Below are 18,829 nucleotides of genomic sequence, written 5' to 3' on the forward strand. Positions count from 1 at the left end.
TAAAGTTTATTCTTGATTAGTATTACATAGGTAACCGAGCGCGCTCTACTACACTATCAGGCATTTTTTGCGCAAGCTTAGTTAGGGCGTTTTCAATTTTTTTATGCGTTGCTTTATCTGCTACCATTGCATTAAACAACCAACGATATGCATCTTCAAAATCCCGTGGGCTACCGTACCCATCATTAAACAACTTCACTAAACGTAACTGCGCTTTTAAGTTACCTTGTGCAGATGCTTCACGTAAATACGTAATAGCCATGGCTTTATCTTGCTGAACTAGCCTTCCGGTATCGTAATAGCGACCTAACTGCTCAAGCGCTGCCGCTAAGCCTTGCTCAGCAGACTTTCTCATGTAATACACGCCTAGCTTTACATTTCGTTCAACACACACATTATAAGCAAGCATATCGCCATATAAAAATTGATAGGATGGCAATGCCATTTTATTGGCTCGCGCTTCAATATCTTGAACTAGCTGGCAATCATCTGCCTTTACACGCTGCAAATGCACATTTTTATTTATTAACGCGATAAGCTCTGATTCAGTGTATAGCGGTACTGCAGCAGGTGATTCATCTGCTAACGTATTGGAAGATATAAATAAAGACACTGACACTAAGGGCACAGCTAATAACGAACTTTTTAAAAATAGGCGCATGTTCACCACGTACAAAAATTATCTTACTAAATAATATACAAAGATCGTTCCAAGGTGAATTTTAGACACAAAAAAAGCTGCATTTAGCAGCTTTTTTTATATTTATGGTCATTAAGCAAACGGGTTGCGAAGTACCATCGTTTCTACGCGGTCTGGACCTGTAGAAATAATATCAATTGGAACACCAGTGATTTCTTCAATACGCTTGATGTAATCAATTGCAGCTTTCGGTAAGCCTTCAAGTGAAGTTACACCCACAGTATTTTCAGACCAACCCGGCATCTCTTCATATACTGGTGTTACTTTCTCGTAACCTTCAGCAGCTAATGGTGTTACGTTTGTAACAGTGCCATCTTCAAGCTGGTAACCAGTACAGATTTTCAATGTTTCTAAGCCATCTAAAACATCAAGCTTAGTTAAACAAAAACCTGAAATACTGTTGATTTGAACTGCACGGCGCATTGCCACTGCATCTAACCAACCAGTACGACGAAGACGACCTGTTGTAGCACCAAACTCATGACCTTTGTCACCTAAGTGCTTACCAACTGGGTCTTGCTTATCAAGGCCATCGTAAAGCTCTGTAGGGAAAGGGCCCGAACCAACACGTGTTGTGTACGCTTTGATAATACCTAACACGTAGTCAAGGTTTAGTGGACCAAAACCAGCACCAGTTGCAACGCCACCAGCGGTCGTGTTTGACGAAGTTACATAAGGATAAGTACCGTGATCAATATCAAGTAATGTACCTTGCGCACCTTCAAATAAAATGTGCTCACCTGCTAAACGTGTTTGGTCTAAAAGCTCAGTTACATCTACAACCATTGCTTTTAAGATATCTGCAACAGCCATTGCATCATCAAACGTTTTTTGGAAATCTACAGCGTCTACTTTGTAGTAATTAACTAATGTGAAGTTATGGTACTCAAGAACTTCTTTTAGTTTAGCTGCAAATAATTCAGGATTAAATAAGTCACCTACGCGTAAACCGCGACGTGCTACTTTATCTTCGTACGCAGGACCAATGCCACGGCCAGTTGTGCCAATTGGCTTGTCGCCACGAGCTGTTTCGCGGGCTACATCTAATGCAACATGGAAAGGCAAAATTAGCGGACATGCTTCACTTATTAAAAGACGTTCGCGTACTGGTACGCCACGCTCTTCAAGCATGCCAATTTCTTTCATTAGCGCTTCTGGTGATAAAACAACACCATTACCAATCACACATTTAACATTGTCACGTAATACACCCGATGGAATAAGGTGTAGAACCGTCTTTTTACCTTCGATAACTAAAGTATGACCTGCATTGTGGCCACCTTGATAACGAACTACTAAAGATGCTTTGTCCGTAAGGAGGTCAACTACCTTACCCTTACCTTCGTCACCCCATTGGGTGCCTAATACAACAACGTTTTTACCCATTGTAAATTCACTTAGAGAAAATTAGGACGAGATTTTACCAGAAAACCCAAGCAAAGATCACCCCTGTTCAGCTTATTTTTTCTGCGAAGAATTATTAAATTAAAATATGAGTAAATAACCACATATATAACAGTGATTTAAAGTTGTAGATTGTATTCAACAAAAAGCCCCGCAAGTGCGGGGCTTTAAAATTTAAAAGTATAAATATAGTCTACTGCGCTTTAGCGCCTTTCATATATTGGAAGAAGTCACTGTCTGGTGAAAGCACCATCACGTCTTGCTTACCTTTAAATGTTTTCTTATACGCTTCTAAAGAACGTACAAAGCTGAAAAACTCTGGATCTTTATTATATGCATTTGCATAAATAGCGGCAGCATCTGCATCACCTTGACCACGCACTGAGCGTGAGTTACGTTCAGCGTCTGCAAGCATAACTGTCACTCGACGGTCAACGCTAGCACGAATAGTCTCCGCTTTTTCCTGACCTTCAGAGCGGTGCTCTTTAGCAACGGCAGTACGCTCAGCACGCATACGTTGATAAATCGAACTACTTACTTCTTGAGGCAAATTAATTTGCTTAACACGTACGTCTAGCACTTCAATACCTAACTCGCGGGCACTTTCAGATGCTTGAACTAATGCTTCTTCCATAAGCTCACTACGCTCACCCGATACAATTTCACGAATTGTGCGTGTACCAAAGTTAGTACGAAGTCCGTTATTAACCTTTTGCTCAAGTAACGTTTCAGCATATTGCTTGTCGCCACGTGCACGTAAGTAAAAAGCACTAAAGTCGTTAACACGCCATTTAACAAACGAATCAACAATTAAGTCTTTCTTCTCACTTGTCACAAAACGATCTGGCGTTCCATCTAGCGTTTGAATACGTGCATCAATACGACGTACTTGGCTAAAAAATGGGACTTTCAAATGCAAACCTGGGCCATAAACAACCGCTTGATCATCGTCATCTTTTTGTACTTTACTGAACAATAGCACAATTGCTTTTTGCCCTTCAGGTACAACAAATACCGATGAGAAAGACATCACAATGGCAACTAGTAGTATTACTAAACTAAAATTTTTCATTATGCTTATCTCCCCTAGTTAAAGCGATCGTTGTTAAAGCGGTCGTTGCTGCTATTAACGGTGCTGTTACGTGATGTATTTACTTTGTTTCTTAAGTCTTGAATGTCACTTGAGCTTGGTAACGCAACACGTGTTGCAGTGCCTTGCTTTTCCATGATTTTATCAAGAGGTAAGTACATCATGTTATTACCACCCTTCACATCAACCAACACCTTAGAACTGCTACCTAACACTTCTTCCATTGCATCAATGTATAAGCGTTCACGCGTTACTTCTTTAGCCGCTAAATACTCAGGTAATAGCTTTTCAAAACGAGCAACCTCACCTTGCGCTTCCAGTGTAATACGCTCTTGGTAACCTTCAGCTTCTTGTGTCATACGTGTTACTTGACCACGTGCACGCGGTTCAATTTCACGCGCATACGCTTCTGCTTCACGGATGAAACGCTCTTCATCTTCTTGTGCTGCAATCGCATCATCAAACGCATCTTTAACTTCAGTTGGTGGGCGAGAATCTTTAAAGTTAACATCAGTAACAATTAAACCAAGATTGTATGGTTCGATTACCTTGTTAAGCTCATCCCATGTGTTTTGACGCACTTCTTCACGGCCGTTCGTTAAAACTTGGTCCATTTTTGCATGACCCACAACATAACGCAGTGCACTGTCTAGCGCTTCTTCTAAACTGCTATCAGCATTCGTTACGCTAAACTTGTAAAGGTATGGGTCAATAACACGGTATTGCACCTGAAACTCAACACTTACCACGTTTTCATCTTCAGTAAGCATAAAGCCAGACGCCGACAGTGAACGAACGGCTTCGATATCAACTGGGATAACCGTTTCAATAAACGTCATTTTCCAACGCAGGCCTGGTTCAGCAATTCGGTCATATTTACCAAACTGCAAAACAACACCACGTTCGGCTTCTTTAACCGTATAAATACCACTTAACGCCCACACAATAGCGGCGATAATGAGGATAAATGAAATACCGGCTCCGCCAAGTCCGCCACCGCTTCCATTGCCGGATTTTTTACCGCCAAATAAGCCGCCGAACTTGTTACTAAACTTACGGAACACCTCGTCTAAATCAGGTGGGCCTTGATCACGTCCGCCTTTATTGTTCCACGGATCTTTGTCATTGCCATTATTACCCGGTTCATTCCAGGCCATAGCTATACTCCATTGTTATCTAAATAAATTAGGAAATTGTGTTAAATCTATCAAATCTACTGCGTTTCTCATACAAAAACCGACATTTAAACGTCAATTTTTAATCTCGGTTGATAAAACCAACAATTTCAGGACCAAATTCTTTAATTAAGCGATTCCATTCAACCATTGGCATTCTTACATCTAGTAGCCAATTGCCTTGTTCATCAAATCGCTCTTCATGCACCGCATTTAAGCTAAAAAGTGAAGCCCTTAAACGCCCGTATAAAGGGGTTAATAAAAGCGTTTCACTAAACATTTTTTTAGCAAGCAACTCGCTAATGGCTTCGCTTAGTAATTCACACCCTTCACCCGTTTGTGCAGACAACCATACTCTTATAGGTTGACCTTCACTATCTCGATCAATACGCGGAGCAACATTATCAAGCGCATCAATTTTATTATAAATTAATAGCTGTGGAACGTCATCGGCTTCAATTTCTTTAAGCACCGATTGCACTTGTTCAATATTTTCTTTAATTCGCGAATCAGCAGCATCTATTACGTGTAACTGTAAATCGGCTTCACGTGTTTCGGTCAATGTTGCTTTAAATGCAGCCACTAAATCGTGAGGCAAATGACGGATAAAACCCACGGTATCGGCTAAAATCACCTGACCAACATCACCCAACTCCAGTTTACGCAGTGTTGGGTCAAGCGTCGCAAAAAGCTGATCGGCAGCATAGACCTCAGAATCTGTAATACGATTAAATAATGTAGATTTACCCGCATTAGTGTAACCCACTAACGACACCGTTGGAATTTCATTACGGTTACGCGCGCGTCTACCTTGCTCACGCTGGACAGCCACTTTTTGTAGTCGTGCACGAATACTTTGAATACGTACGCGCAATAAACGCCTATCGGTCTCTAATTGAGTTTCACCAGGCCCACGTAAACCAATACCACCCTTTTGACGCTCAAGGTGAGTCCAACCTCGGATCAGCCGAGTAGACATATGACGAAGTTGTGCCAATTCAACCTGCAATTTACCCTCATGGGTACGTGCACGTTGGGCAAAAATATCAAGAATAAGGGTCGTTCTATCAAGCACACGGCACTGACAAACGCGCTCTAAGTTGCGTTCTTGTGACGGTCTGAGTTGATGATTAAAAATAACGACATCTGCATTGTGGATTTTGACAATCTCAGCTATTTCTTCTGCTTTACCGGTACCGACGAATAGTTTCGGATGTGGTGCTTGACGGCTGCCTTGCACAACCGCCAAACTACTAACACCAGCAGAAGATACCAACATCTCTAATTCATGAAGATCTTCACGATCCCCTTCTTTAGGTAAGTCGATATGAACTAAAATTGCCTGTTCGCCGGATTCATAGCGGTCAAACAAGCATTACGCTCCTAATTAAAAGTTTCCAGCTTCTGGTTCTTCAGTGTCATCGCTCCCTTGAACACCTTGGAAGTTGACTGCGCGAGCAGGTACAACTGTTGAAATTGCGTGTTTGTAAACCATTTGGTTTACCGTGTTTTCAAGTAAAATAACAAATTGATCAAATGACTGGATTTTACCTTGTAATTTTATGCCATTAACCAAAAAGATTGATACTGGAATGCGCTCACGACGTAGTGCATTCAAAAATGGGTCTTGTAACGATTGGCCTTTTGCCATGTTATTCTTCCTTCGTTCTAGGTGTTATTATAATTAAGTGGCTGAACTCATTTAATAAAGCTAAATCATATCCAACTACTACTAGCTTAGCGAACTTACTACATGATGCAAGTTTTCTTCATCGCCGGTTGTTAACCAAGTAACATCAGGCCAACTTCTCAACCAAGTTAATTGACGTTTAGCCAATTGCCGGGTTGCTGCAATACCTCGAAATACCATTTCATCATGACTTACTTCACCCGCAAGGTAATCCCACATCTGTCTATAGCCCACACAACGAATAGAAGGCATATTGTGATGTAAATCTTTACGTAGATATAAGGCCGAAACTTCATTTTCAAACCCCTGATCTATCATTATTTTAAACCTTTCTTCAATTCGTTGATGTAATTCACTTCGCTCTTGCGGCGCGATGGCAAATTGATGAAAAGTATACGGTAAAGGTGGCTGCTTTTGCTTTTGCAGTTCAGTCATTGTTTTACCGGTTAATCGATATACCTCCAGCGCACGGTTAATTCTTTGCGAGTCGTTTTCACTCATTTTTTGTGCCGCTTGTGGATCTATTTTTACGAGTTCTTGATACAAGTGTGGCCAGCCAAACTCACTAGCCTCTGCTTCAAGTTGAGCCCTTATAGCTGGGTCTGCCTCAGGCAGAGGCGATAAACCGTCAATAAGTGCCTTGAAGTACAGCATTGTACCTCCAACTAATACAGGTACTTTACCTTGTTGATGAAATTCATCAATTTTTTTTATTGCATCACGTCTAAAATCTGCAACAGAATACGTTTCACTCGGGTCAAGCAGATCAATAAGATGATGTGGAGCGCGAGCCAATTCTTCTGAATCAGGTTTTGCAGTGCCAATGTCCATACCTTTGTACACTAATGCTGAATCGACGCTGATTATCTCTGTATTTAAATGCTCGCACAAAGAAATAGCCAATGCTGTTTTACCTGCAGCAGTGGGACCCATTAAAAATATAACTGGTAATTGACTCAACACGAACACCCTAATTTAATTGCGCTAAATACTGACTTAGCTCTATTTTAACTGCTTTTTCACGCAAGCGTTCAATAGTTTGCGGATTATTTTGTAAGCGCATTTGTTGAGTTATAAATACGTTGCTAGCATAAAAGCGCGGCGGTATACATTCGGCCTGCCATTTTAACCAATCTTCTATGTTCTCAAACTGCCTTTTACACGCGCTTAGTAACTCGTTAACAGCATTACTTACATCAAGTAAATACAAACATGAAGGCAGCTTTTTAACCATAACAAACTGCTTCTCTATCACCAATTCAAAGCCAAGCAGCGTGAACCACGATTGCTGCCCTTCGATTAGCAAACAGTCTTCTTTTGATAAATTAACCCTTACAGGTAATAACAATGCTTTACCTTCAAGGCTACCTTGCTCTTTAATTTGCTCATGCCAATCATCAACTATGGCGTATTTAAAATGTGAGCAAAATAGCTGCTGCTGCGCACTAAAGACACAGTTTCCATCATGCAAACTAATAATAGACACCATATTTACAGCACTTTGATCAGGTACTGATGAATCTTGCAGAGTGGTTTGCGCCACGACATCAAAGTGCGCAGCATGTTGTTCACTCACTCCTTGATAAAACGCATTCACGTCTTGATGGTTTGCACTTGATGATGCTCTGTATTCACCACCACTACTTTTTGCACCAGTTGAACTTGAACTACCTGAGTAATTTGGTTGTAACTGAGATTTAGGATAATCGTAACCGTCGCTAGTCTCATTTTTAGATGTTGACGGATGCATGGCATGAATAAATGCAGGCAAATGCTCATCAGCTGCCGTTACCGCTTCATTGTTAAACTCACCTTGCAATGGCACAACAACTTGCTTAATCGCTTGTAAAATAAAGTCATGTACTAAGCGACCTTGATGAAAACGTACTTCATGCTTTGCTGGGTGTACATTTACATCAACTTGGCGTGGGTCAATATCAATATAAATTACAAACCCTGGTAGCTCTTGTACCCCACTAACTTCTTCAAATGCCTGACGAATAGCGTGTAAAATGAGCTTATCGCGCATCATACGATTATTTACATACGTGTACTGCGTTGTATTTACAGAGCCTACCGGTAAAACCCAGCCATGTAGTTGAAGCCCTGCTTCCCCTGATTGAATATGAAGTCCTTGCTCTGCAAACGCCTTACCTGCAACTTGTGCAACGCGAGTTATGGCGTGAGCGGGATCTGTTTTGGCGCGGTATTGCCTAACTACTTTTTCGTTATGAGTCAGCGTAATCGATACATCAAACCGGCTAAGCGCTATACGCTTAATGAGCTCATCAATATGGGTAAACTCTGTTTTTTCGGTACGTAAAAATTTGCGCCGTGCAGGGGTATTAAAAAATAGATCTTTAACCTCAATGGTGGTGCCATCAGGGTGAGCAACCGGCTTAACTTGCACAGCCATATCACGGCCTTCTGCAAATGCTTGCCAAGCAGCGTCTTGAGTCTTTGGTTTGGAGCTGAGGGTTAATCGCGATACTGAGCTAATTGAAGCTAATGCCTCGCCCCTAAAACCTAGTGAACAAATATTTTCTAAATCATCAAGCGACTTTAACTTACTTGTCGCATGGCGAGAAAGCGCAAGTGTGAGCTCTTCTTTACCTATACCCGAGCCATTATCACGAATACGAATAAGCTTATGGCCACCACGCTCTATCTCTATTTGAATACGAGTAGCGCCAGCATCTAGGCTATTTTCAACAAGCTCTTTTACTACCGACGCTGGACGCTCAACCACTTCACCTGCGGCAATCTGGTTGGCTAAACGGGCAGGTAGTATTTCAATATTCATGATATTTCCTAGCAAACTGCGTGCAAATTTATGTAATTAACTTTGTGGTATGTCGAGCTCTTGACCAATAAAAAGCGTGTTTGAATTTAGTTTATTTACTTTTTTTATTTTACTTATGCTGATCCCATAACGGCTTGCCAACATACTTAAAGATTCACCCGGACGTACTTTATGTTTTGTAGGGTATTGCGACTTTAATTTTGCAAACAACGAATCATCTGGTGGGTTTTTCAAATAGTAATTTTTAATTGAAGTGAACATAGCCTTGGCTAAACGCTCTTGATGATTTGCACTTTTCAATAATTTTTCTTCTCGCGGGTTAGATATAAACCCCGTTTCGACCAAAATAGAGGGAATATCTGGCGACTTAAGAACCGCAAGGCTAGCATGTTGCGGGTCTTTTTTATGAAGCTTTGCAACTTTTCGTAGCTCTTTAACTACTTCTTCAGCAACGTTTAAGCCGGTTTTCATTGAATGATCCATCGACATATCAAGTAATGCTTGCGCTAAGTACTTTTCGTTAGCCGCATCTTTCATTACATCGGCTGCACCACCGAGCAACTCGGAATGCTTTTCTTTATCTTCTATCCATTTACCTATTTCAGAATTAGCTCTTCGTAATGACAACACCCATACCGATGCACCATTGGGACCAGGGCTTGTAAATGCATCAGCGTGAATAGACACAAAAAAGTCGGCTTTTTTTTCTCGTGCTCTGTTTGTTCTCGTATTAAGTTTTACAAAGTAATCACCACTTCGTACCATACGCGAAATCATGCCTCGCTCAGCGTCTATCATTCGCTCAAGGCGCTTAGCTATTTGCAACGTGACCGTTTTTTCATACGTGCCTGATGGCCCTATTGAGCCAGGGTCCTCTCCGCCATGCCCCGCATCGATAGCAATTACAATATCGCGTTCTTGGCTAAGTTGACGTTTTTTAGCAGCTTTTTGCGCAGGTGAAGCCACTGGTTCTGGTTCACTTTTATTATATAAATCGACCACAAGCCTATTTTTGTATGGACCTGTAGGCGCAAGCGCAAATAGCACTGGTTTTACGGGTGCGCTTAGCTCAAATACTAAACGAACGCTTTGCTTATTTTTGGGCTTTGAGTAACGTAATTTGCTAACAATTTGGTGCTTAGGTGGCACACCGGGTAGTACTTTAAGCTCTTTGGTGTTTTCTAGGTCAACCACTAAGCGGCTTGGGTTTTTTAGCATAAAATAACTAAAATCGGGTTTATCGTCTAAATCAAATACAACGCGTGTACTATCTGGAGATGGCCACACACGCACACTATTTATCGTGTTTTGTGCCCACAAAGAAAAGCTCATGATGAAAATCATAAGAGAAACTGAGAGTTTAACTGCGCCTCGATTCATTTGATAATTACTGCCTTCACTATTTTATTATTTATTTTTTTAGTTTATCGACAATTGCTGCACCACGTTCACTGGTACTTTTGAACACAATTTTACGCTCGTCACCTACATAGCTTAGCGTTATATCTAAATCGGGTACAGGGATAAACTCTCCGCCCTTTTCTGGCCACTCAACAACACAAATAGCCTGCGGTGAAAAATAATCGCGTATACCCATAAATTCAAGTTCTTCTGGATCACCTAAGCGATACAAGTCAAAGTGATACACGTTTGCACGGTCAAGCTCATAGGGTTCGACCAGCGTATACGTTGGACTCTTAACTTTACCTGTATGACCAAAGCCTTGCACTACACCACGTGTAAACGTTGTTTTACCAGCGCCTAAATCACCATGTAAATAAATCACAGCACCTTGCTCAATAACTGCTGCTACTTGCTTACCCATTGCAACAGTTGCAAGTTCATCATTTAAGTGAGATTCAAAACTACGGGTCATTATTACCTCAAAATTAACTTAAAAGCGCATATTAGCTAATCATACCAGATTATTTATTTATGGCGATAAATTGAAGTTTCAGGCATAAAAAAACCGGCCTAAGCCGGTTTTTTTAATTTAGGAAGATTACAACCCTAACTTTTTCTCAAGGTAGTGGATATTAGTTCCACCACTTTGGAAATTCTCATCTGCAAGAATACGCTTATGCAAAGGAGTATTAGTTTTAATTCCATCAATTACTAATTCGTTTAGTGCATTACGTGCACGGGCAATAGCCACATCACGGTTTTCACCGTAAGTAATTAGCTTTCCAACCATTGAATCGTAGTGAGGTGGTACAGTGTAGTCAGCATAAATATGGCTGTCCCAACGAATACCTAACCCACCAGCGGGGTGAAAACGTGTAATTTTACCCGGTGACGGGATAAACGTTTCAGGGTCTTCAGCATTAATTCTACACTCAATCGCATGGCCACGAATAACGACGTCGTCTTGCGTGAACGATAATGGCTGACCCGCTGCTATTTTTAGCTGCTCTTTAATTAAGTCAATACCCGTAACCATTTCTGTTACTGGGTGCTCAACCTGAATACGGGTATTCATTTCAATGAAGTAAAACTCGCCGTTTTCGTATAAAAACTCAAACGTACCCGCCCCACGGTAACCAATTTCAATACACGCACGTGTACAACGCTCACCAATAAACTTACGCGTCTCAGCCGTTATACCTGGCGCTGGTGCTTCTTCAACTACCTTTTGATGACGGCGCTGCATTGAACAATCGCGTTCACCTAAATGAACTGCATTACCTTGTCCGTCGGCTAATACTTGTACTTCGATATGGCGTGGGTTTTCAAGGTATTTCTCCATGTAAACCATACCGTTACCAAAAAACTGTTTAGCTTCTTGCTGCGTTAGTGAAATTGAATTTACTAATTCAGATTCATTGCGTACTACACGCATACCACGGCCACCACCGCCGCCAGCGGCTTTAATAATAACCGGATAACCAATGCGTTTAGCAATTTGCATGTTGCGTTCGTTATCGTCTGTTACAGGGCCATCTGACCCCGGCACACATGGAACGCCTGCTTTACGCATTGCGGCAATAGCAGATACTTTATCGCCCATTAGACGAATTGTGTCGCCTTTTGGACCAATAAATACAAAACCACTTTGCTCAACTTGGTCTGCAAAATCTGCGTTTTCTGCAAGAAAACCATAACCTGGGTGAATCGCTACCGCATCAGTTATTTCAGCCGCAGCAATAATGCGCGGTATATCTAAATAACTATCTGTTGCTGATGGCTTACCAATACAGATGGTTTCATCTGCAAGCAATACATGCTTAAGATCGCGATCCGCCGTTGAATGAACAGCAACCGTTTTGATCCCAAGCTCTTTGCAGGCGCGCAATATACGAAGTGCTATTTCACCTCGGTTTGCTATGACTACTTTATCTAACATTAGAGTTGGCCTTTTACGTTATGCTATTAGTCAATGATGAATAGAGGTTGGTCAAATTCAATTGGCTCGCCATTTTCAGCTAAAATTGCGCGTACAGTACCCGCTTTATCAGCTTCAATTTGGTTCATCATTTTCATGGCTTCAATGATACACAGTGTATCGCCTACATTAACTTTAGAGCCAACTTCTACGTAAGCAGGTGCCTCTGGAGAAGATGCTGAGTAAAATGAACCAACCATAGGTGATTTAACTTGATGACCCGTTGGTGCAGCAGGCGCAGCTTCTGCTTCAACTGCTACAGGGGCTGCAGGGGCTGACGCTTGCTGTGCAGGAGCTGGTGCATATTGTTGTGGTGCAAATTGTGGGTAAGCTGGACCCGCACTCATGTTGTTACGGTTTATGCGTACCGACTCTTCACCTTCAGTGATTTCTAGTTCCGCAATGCCCGATTCTTCTACTAATTCGATAAGTTTTTTTATCTTGCGAATATCCATTACACGACCCGCCTGTTAGTTTGTTAGTGTGTTAATTTTTAAATTAAATTGCGTTTTGCGACCGGTTAACCGCTGCATTTAATGCTGCGTGGTAACCCATTGCACCTAATCCACATATAACGCCTTGTGCCACATCTGAAAAATAAGAATGATGGCGAAAAGCTTCACGTGCGTGCACATTACTCAAGTGCACCTCATAAAACGGAATATCAACACTTAACAATGCATCACGTAATGCAACGCTTGTATGCGTAAATGCTGCGGGGTTAATAATGATACAATCAACCGCTTGCCAAGCATTATGAATTCGTTCTATGAGCGCTTGCTCACCATTACTTTGAAAGTGCGTAAGTTCAACATTCAGACTATTAGCGGTATTTGTTAGTTCGCTCATAATCTCACTAAGTGTTTGCGTACCGTATTTTTCTGGCTCGCGCTTTCCTAGCATGTTTAAATTTGGACCATTAACAACTAAAATCTTTAATTTTGCAGCCATAATACGCGATATACCCTCTAAGTAATGAGTTAAGCCATTGCCAGCTATTTTTTAACTTTAAACTAAGCATAAAAAAGCTAAATTGCAACATTTTCTCACGTTAGCTGGGTATTATAGTGATTTCGACGTAAATAACAGCAAAATACTGGTCCAATCACTATTTAAGGTACATTTTGAAAGGTATAAATAACAAAGCCACTTAGTAAACTTAAGTGGCTTTTTTGCACTATTATTGTGCGCTGGCACGCACTGTAGCAAGGTGTTTAGCAAAATCCTCAGCATTTAAAAAGCCTGTCACTCGCAACGTGCTTAGCTCTTGCCCTTGAGTGTTAAAAAACAAAATACTCGGTAATCCGAACACGTCATACTCTTCCATTAGCTCAATAGTTTTACTATCACTTTCAGTTAAATCGATTTGAATTAACTGATAATGACTAAACTCCTTTTGCACATTTTCATCAGGAAAGGTGTAATGTTCAAACTCTTTACACGCAACACACCAATCGGCGTATAAATCGACCATAACAAGTCGACCTTGTTTATTGGCATCATCGACCGCGACTTTTAGTTCGGCTAAATTGGCAACGTGTTTAAACTCATTTTTTTGTGAGTTTACTTGGACTTGTACAGGCCAAAAATAGTCTTTAGCTAAACTAAATCCAGTAAATACCAACAACATGGCTGCAAACCATAAAGCTGTTTTTAATTTACTTTGCTGCTGATTACTTTGCCAATGGTGTAAGTACAAAGCAGCAGCTAACGCCAATATACCTGCCATAAGTAATATAATGTTGGCGCTGATCAAACGTTCTAACAATATTAGTGGAACGACCAACATTACAAAGCCAAATAAGGTTTTAACTTGCTCCATCCAACCGCCTGCTTTAGGTAGCAATTTACCACCCGATGTACCAAGCAATAATAAAGGCAACCCCATGCCTAAACTTAATACATACAACGTTAGCCCGCCCACTAAGTAATCACCACTTTGCGCAACGTATAATAAAGCGGCTGATAGCGGCGCCGTAGTACAAGGTGATGCAATTAAACCGGATAATACCCCCATCAAAAATACACCAACATAGTTGCCACCTTTTTGATTATTACTTACCTGCGTGAGTTTATTCATCACACTGCTAGGGAGTTTTATTTCGTACCAACCAAACATCGACATAGCCAGTAATACAAATAATAAGCTAAAGCTAATAAGTACATAGGGGTGCTGTAAATACCCTTGTACTTGTCCACCTAATGCTGCAACAACTAGCCCTAATGCCGCATAAGTTACCGCCATGCCTTGTATGTATACGAACGAAAGTGCAAAGGCTTTTTTAGTTGATAAATTTTGTTGCCCAGCAATTAAGCTCGACAAAATAGGAAACATCGGGAACACACATGGTGTAAAAGCAAGCCCCACACCCACTGCAAAAAATACTAATAAGTTAATAGCTAAACTTTGACTTGCCAGTTGCTCAGTAAAAGAAAGATCTTTTTTAGCTATACCAGCATCCGGTTGCGATGTTGATTCGGTTAATGCGCTTGCAGCATTAGACGGTGTTGCATTTTGCGATTGCTCGCCTGCAATCACACTCAATGGAATAGTGATAACTTCAGGCGGGTAACAGAGTCCAGCCTCAGCACAGCCTTGATAACGCACTTTGACTACGGCGCCTTCATTTACGTCACTCAGCTTACTGATGATACTAACGCTTTGAAAAAACACCTCTGTTTTACCAAAAAATTCATCTTCGATAATCTCGCCATCACCTAAGCTTCCTACATCAATGCTGGCATCTTTAGCGAGTATCTCTATTTTTTGCTTATATAAATAGTAACCTGGCGCAATATCCCACCCTATAAACAAGGTGCGACCTTGCTGATCAAAGTCAAACTCAAACGCTTGTGTTACGGGTAAAAAGGTTTGCTGCGTGGGCGCTAATAAATCATTAAGCACATTATTTGATGTAGCCTTTGCAGGGGCTATTAATAATGTCACTAATAGCAAAAACAAAAAGCGCATTAATGTAATACCTCATCCATCCAGTTAAAATAAGCCAAGTTCCCGGTTGTTATGTCAATAACTTGTATCTCGGGTACTTCATAACTATGCATCGCTTTTATAGTTAAAAACACATCGTTCATTTTCTCTGTTTTGGTTTTAACTAGCATTTTAACTTCTGTCATTTCTTTTACCTCACCCTCCCACATATAAATAGAAGACATTGCTGGTAAAATATTGACACACGCGGCCAGCTTTTTTTCTACCAAAGCTTTACCAAGCATGCGTGCTTCAGCCTCGTTTTTACAGGTAGTAAAAATTAATTTAAATTGTGTATTCATTATGAACCTTTACTTGTTGAACGATGTCTAGCTTCATAGTATCTGATAGGTAAGCCAATGTGTAGAAATCCAGTTAAATGACACTACCTACGCATTAACCTTGAAAAGAGACCTATTAACCCTCACTTATATTTCATCAACTCTTACGAGTACCTTATTTAGAGAGCATTATGTTTAGATTTTTATTTGTGTTGTTTATTATCATTCCTATTATCGAAATCGCCTTGTTAATTCAAGTAAGCGATGTAATAGGGGGTGTAGCGACTATTGCACTAGTGGTTATTACCGCAATTTTAGGCGCTAAGATGGTGAAACAACAAGGTATGGGCGCACTTCAAAATGCGCAAACGCAAATGGCGCAAGGCCAGATGCCTGCTAAAGAATTATTCACGGGAATATGCGTAATTATTGCCGGTGTACTATTGTTAACGCCAGGCATCATGACTGACGTTTTTGGTTTACTTTTATTAACCCCTGCAATTCGTAATAAATTAGCTGCAGGCCTTGCAAGTCAGGCAACTGTGAGAATGAGTGCAGGTATGCAACAAGGTCCTTCCCCATACGCTCAACAACCGCATTCAATGCGTGACCAGCAACAAACCGAACAACCAACAACCATTGATGGTGAGTTTGAACGAAAAGATTAAAAATTTATCATTTTTTCTCTTGGAATTTTTTACTCTACCCCCATTAATGAATGCAAATTAGAAAAGCTTTTTTCTGTACTGTTCAGAAACTGTTAGGAGAACTAAAAAACATGAACATTCGTCCTTTACAAGATCGCGTAATCGTTAAACGTCTAGAAGAAGAAACAAAATCTGCTGGCGGTATTGTATTAACTGGCTCTGCAGCTGAAAAATCAACTCGCGGAGAAGTAGTAGCCGTAGGTAATGGTCGTATTTTAGATAACGGTGACGTTAGAGCTTTAGAAGTAAAAGCCGGTGACACTGTGTTATTTGGCTCATATGTTGAGAAAACTGAAAAGATCGAAGGTCAAGAGTACCTGATCATGCGTGAAGACAACATTTTAGGCATTGTAGGCTAAGCCTACTTTTCGTTTAACACACATTTAAGAATTTAGAGGAATTTAAAACATGGCAGCTAAAGAAGTACTTTTTGCAGGTGACGCACGCGCTAAAATGCTAACTGGCGTAAACATCCTAGCAAACGCAGTTAAAGTTACATTAGGCCCTAAAGGCCGTAACGTTGTACTAGACAAATCGTTTGGCTCTCCAGTGATCACTAAAGATGGTGTATCTGTAGCAAAAGAAATCGAACTTGAAGACAAGTTTGAAAACATGGGCGCGCAAATGGTTAAAGAAGTTGCATCTAAAGCAAACGATGCAGCCGGCGATGGTACAACTACCGCTACAGTACTTGCACAGTCTATTGTTAATGAAGGCCTTAAAGCGGTTGCTGCAGGCATGAACCCAATGGACCTTAAACGTGGTATTGATAAAGCAATCATTGCTGCTGTTGCAGAGCTTAAGGCGCTTTCTGTTCCTTGTGCTGATACTAAAGCTATTGCTCAAGTAGGTACTATTTCAGCTAACTCTGATAAAGAAATTGGCGACATCATTGCAGAAGCAATGGAAAAAGTAGGCCGTAATACAGGTGTTATTACTGTTGAAGAAGGTCAATCACTAGAGAACGAACTAGATGTTGTAGAAGGCATGCAGTTTGACCGTGGTTACCTATCTCCTTACTTCATTAACAACGCTGAAAAAGGCGCAGTTGAATTAGATAACCCATTTATTCTACTTGTAGATAAAAAAGTATCTAACATTCGTGAGCTACTACCTACATTAGAAGCCGTTGCTAAAGCAAGCAAGCCACTATTAATCATTGCTGAAGACCTTGAAGGCGAAGCACTTGCAACGCTTGTAGTTAACAACATGCGCGGCATTGTTAAGGTATCAGCGGTTAAAGCTCCTGGTTTTGGCGACCGTCGTAAAGCGATGTTACAAGATATCGCCGTATTAACTGGCGGTACTGTTATTTCTGAAGAAATTGGCCTTGAGCTTGAAAAAGCAACAGTTGAAGACCTAGGTACAGCTAAGCGCGTTGTTATCACTAAAGACGATACAACTATCATCGATGGTGCTGGCGAAGAAGAAGGCATTACCGGTCGTGTTTCTCAAATTAAAGCACAAATTGAAGAAGCAACATCAGACTACGATAAAGAAAAACTACAAGAGCGTATGGCTAAACTTGCCGGCGGTGTTGCAGTAATTAAAGTAGGCGCAGCAACTGAAATTGAAATGAAAGAGAAAAAAGACCGTGTTGAAGATGCATTACATGCAACTCGTGCAGCGGTTGAAGAAGGCGTAGTACCGGGTGGCGGTGTTGCTCTAGTACGTGCAGCTAGCAAACTAGTTGAACTACTTGGCGATAACGAAGATCAAAACCACGGTGTTAAAGTTGCCCTTCGTGCGATGGAAGCACCTCTTCGTCAAATCGTAACTAACGCGGGTGACGAAGCATCTGTTGTTATTAACGCTGTTAAAGGTGGCGAAGGTAACTACGGTTACAACGCAGCAACTGGCGAATACAATGACATGATTGAAATGGGTATCCTAGATCCAACTAAAGTAACGCGCTCTGCACTACAATTTGCAGGGTCTATTGCGGGTCTAATGATCACAACTGAAGCAATGGTTGCTGAAATCCCTAAAGAAGAAGCTGCTGGTGCCCCTGATATGGGTGGCATGGGCGGAATGGGTGGCATGGGCGGCATGATGTAATCATCACCGTTTAAGCACCTTGCTTATATAAAACCCAGCTTCGGCTGGGTTTTTACTTTTTAGTACTTTTTTATTGTTATTGTTCAATTTACCCCCAAATAGTAATAACGTATAAATTAAAAAACCACACCATGGACATACTTAACAGTAATGGAATTACTTTCATCGCAGTGCTTGTAACCCTAATATCTGCATTGCTGCTTTTAATAGTGTGCCTTTTGTTAAAAATGATTACTTGGGGTAAAAGTATGTCGAAAGGGGCATATTTATTTTTAGCTTTTTTTCCGCTTATTTCCCTGATGCCTATTCCGCCACCTACCTACGAAAATGTTCAAAAGGCGAAGCAAGAGCAGCGTAAACGTAAGGAAGATTCAGGCGACCCGCCGGATGAAGAAATGGAATAAATGATTATGCTTAGCTGTTAGAGTGCCCTAAAAACATATTCTGTAAAGTACACTTCAATAGAAACCTATAGATCATTTCATTAATGCCTAATCTGAAACGGTTTATTAGTAGTGTGCTGTCACTCTATATTAGCTAGGCTGGTTTC

General features: G+C 40.9%; 19 protein-coding genes. 4 read left to right on the forward strand and 15 right to left on the reverse strand.

Annotated features, from left to right (window positions below; translation table 11 throughout):
- Window positions 1-22: 22 nt before the first annotated feature.
- The 15 genes from ATS72_RS09995 to cutA form a co-directional block, all read right to left on the reverse strand.
- Entirely contained in the window at window positions 23-661 is a 639-nt protein-coding gene (locus tag ATS72_RS09995) for a tetratricopeptide repeat protein (protein ID WP_058429617.1), read from the reverse strand.
- A gap of 111 nt (window positions 662-772) precedes the next feature.
- Entirely contained in the window at window positions 773-2,086 is a 1,314-nt protein-coding gene (locus ATS72_RS10000; protein ID WP_008128387.1) for an adenylosuccinate synthase, read from the reverse strand.
- Between the two features lie 211 nt (window positions 2,087-2,297).
- Window positions 2,298-3,176: a protease modulator HflC gene (hflC, locus tag ATS72_RS10005; protein WP_006791238.1), complete on the reverse strand. Its 879-nt coding sequence runs from the start codon at window positions 3,174-3,176 to the stop codon at window positions 2,298-2,300.
- A 14-nt stretch (window positions 3,177-3,190) separates the two neighbouring features.
- Window positions 3,191-4,351: an FtsH protease activity modulator HflK gene (gene hflK, locus ATS72_RS10010; protein ID WP_006791239.1), complete on the reverse strand. Its 1,161-nt coding sequence runs from the start codon at window positions 4,349-4,351 to the stop codon at window positions 3,191-3,193.
- A gap of 100 nt (window positions 4,352-4,451) precedes the next feature.
- Entirely contained in the window at window positions 4,452-5,741 is a 1,290-nt protein-coding gene (gene hflX, locus ATS72_RS10015; protein ID WP_010556689.1) for a ribosome rescue GTPase HflX, read from the reverse strand.
- Window positions 5,742-5,756: 15 nt separating this feature from the next.
- Window positions 5,757-6,020 (reverse strand): RNA chaperone Hfq, encoded by a 264-nt coding sequence (gene hfq / locus ATS72_RS10020; RefSeq protein ID WP_006791241.1) that lies wholly within the window; start codon window positions 6,018-6,020, stop codon window positions 5,757-5,759.
- 81 nt (window positions 6,021-6,101) lie between these two features.
- A complete protein-coding gene (gene miaA, locus ATS72_RS10025) occupies window positions 6,102-7,019 on the reverse strand; it encodes a tRNA (adenosine(37)-N6)-dimethylallyltransferase MiaA (protein ID WP_008128382.1) in 918 nt (305 codons plus the stop codon).
- A 10-nt stretch (window positions 7,020-7,029) separates the two neighbouring features.
- A complete protein-coding gene (gene mutL, locus ATS72_RS10030) occupies window positions 7,030-8,862 on the reverse strand; it encodes a DNA mismatch repair endonuclease MutL (RefSeq protein ID WP_058429616.1) in 1,833 nt (610 codons plus the stop codon).
- Window positions 8,863-8,898: 36 nt separating this feature from the next.
- Window positions 8,899-10,194 carry an N-acetylmuramoyl-L-alanine amidase gene (locus tag ATS72_RS10035; RefSeq protein WP_412762926.1) on the reverse strand — a complete coding sequence of 432 codons (1,296 nt, stop codon included), beginning with the start codon at window positions 10,192-10,194 and terminating at the stop codon, window positions 8,899-8,901.
- Window positions 10,195-10,273: 79 nt separating this feature from the next.
- Window positions 10,274-10,738, reverse strand: coding sequence for a tRNA (adenosine(37)-N6)-threonylcarbamoyltransferase complex ATPase subunit type 1 TsaE (gene tsaE, locus ATS72_RS10040; RefSeq protein WP_010556692.1), 465 nt, complete (start codon window positions 10,736-10,738; stop codon window positions 10,274-10,276).
- Window positions 10,739-10,864: 126 nt separating this feature from the next.
- Complete coding sequence (gene accC, locus ATS72_RS10045; RefSeq protein ID WP_058429614.1) at window positions 10,865-12,205, reverse strand: acetyl-CoA carboxylase biotin carboxylase subunit; 1,341 nt, start codon at window positions 12,203-12,205, stop codon at window positions 10,865-10,867.
- 26 nt (window positions 12,206-12,231) lie between these two features.
- Window positions 12,232-12,699, reverse strand: a complete 468-nt coding sequence (gene accB, locus ATS72_RS10050; RefSeq protein ID WP_006791247.1) for an acetyl-CoA carboxylase biotin carboxyl carrier protein — start codon at window positions 12,697-12,699, stop codon at window positions 12,232-12,234.
- 43 nt (window positions 12,700-12,742) lie between these two features.
- A complete protein-coding gene (aroQ, locus tag ATS72_RS10055; RefSeq protein ID WP_006791248.1) occupies window positions 12,743-13,195 on the reverse strand; it encodes a type II 3-dehydroquinate dehydratase in 453 nt (150 codons plus the stop codon).
- Window positions 13,196-13,424: 229 nt separating this feature from the next.
- Complete coding sequence (locus ATS72_RS10060; protein ID WP_058429613.1) at window positions 13,425-15,215, reverse strand: protein-disulfide reductase DsbD; 1,791 nt, start codon at window positions 15,213-15,215, stop codon at window positions 13,425-13,427.
- The gene (gene cutA, locus ATS72_RS10065; protein WP_006791250.1) at window positions 15,215-15,535 is read right to left on the reverse strand and encodes a divalent-cation tolerance protein CutA; all 321 of its coding nucleotides are present in this window, start codon (window positions 15,533-15,535) and stop codon (window positions 15,215-15,217) included. Before cutA ends, ATS72_RS10060 begins: the two co-directional genes overlap by 1 nt.
- 170 nt (window positions 15,536-15,705) lie before the next feature.
- Between cutA and ATS72_RS10070 the strand changes: the two genes are divergently transcribed.
- From ATS72_RS10070 to ATS72_RS18855, 4 genes are all read left to right on the forward strand, one after another.
- Window positions 15,706-16,182, forward strand: coding sequence for an FxsA family protein (locus ATS72_RS10070; RefSeq protein ID WP_006791251.1), 477 nt, complete (start codon window positions 15,706-15,708; stop codon window positions 16,180-16,182).
- Between the two features lie 110 nt (window positions 16,183-16,292).
- Window positions 16,293-16,580 carry a co-chaperone GroES gene (locus ATS72_RS10075; RefSeq protein WP_006791252.1) on the forward strand — a complete coding sequence of 96 codons (288 nt, stop codon included), beginning with the start codon at window positions 16,293-16,295 and terminating at the stop codon, window positions 16,578-16,580.
- A 49-nt stretch (window positions 16,581-16,629) separates the two neighbouring features.
- Entirely contained in the window at window positions 16,630-18,279 is a 1,650-nt protein-coding gene (gene groL / locus ATS72_RS10080) for a chaperonin GroEL (RefSeq protein ID WP_006791253.1), read from the forward strand.
- A 248-nt stretch (window positions 18,280-18,527) separates the two neighbouring features.
- Window positions 18,528-18,683, forward strand: coding sequence for a hypothetical protein (locus ATS72_RS18855; protein ID WP_170865579.1), 156 nt, complete (start codon window positions 18,528-18,530; stop codon window positions 18,681-18,683).
- Window positions 18,684-18,829 lie beyond the last annotated feature (146 nt).

Source organism: Pseudoalteromonas sp. 13-15 (assembly GCF_001468205.2).
Classification (GTDB): Bacteria; Pseudomonadota; Gammaproteobacteria; order Enterobacterales; family Alteromonadaceae; genus Pseudoalteromonas; species Pseudoalteromonas marina.